This is a genomic window from Verminephrobacter aporrectodeae subsp. tuberculatae At4 (assembly GCF_000193225.1).
Classification (GTDB): Bacteria; Pseudomonadota; Gammaproteobacteria; order Burkholderiales; family Burkholderiaceae_C; genus Acidovorax; species Acidovorax aporrectodeae.
In genome coordinates this window covers 1-340 of the sequence record NZ_AFAL01000604.1, presented here as the reverse complement: position 1 = coordinate 340, position 340 = coordinate 1, and the positions used below count along the sequence as shown (strand labels likewise).

Annotated in this window: 1 protein-coding gene; it reads left to right on the top strand. The window is 66.2% G+C overall.

What is annotated here, in order from left to right; translation table 11 throughout:
- The coding region (locus VTU_RS28370; RefSeq protein ID WP_010107069.1) for a SwmB domain-containing protein at positions 1-340 on the top strand (340 nt) is incomplete at both ends.

Sequence of the window (340 nt, the reverse complement as noted above, 5' to 3'; positions counted from 1 at the left end):
TCGCCTACACCGACCCCACAACCGGGAACGACGCCAACGCCATACAGGACGCCACCGGCAACGACGCGGCCAGCTTTGCTGCTACCGAGGTGACCAACACCACGCCAGCGCCAGCAGACACCACGCCCCCGGAGCTGATCACCACCGACGACCATCGCCCCAAGGTCACTGGCAACCAGCTGGTGCTTGGCTTTAGCGACACGGGCAACCTGGACGCGGACGCGGCCCACAAGCCGGCGAGCGGAGCCTTTACGGTGCTTGTCAATGGCGTCGCGAATGCCGTCACCAACGTCACCGTCGAGCCCCAAGCCAAGACCGTCACGCTCACGCTGAGCACGGC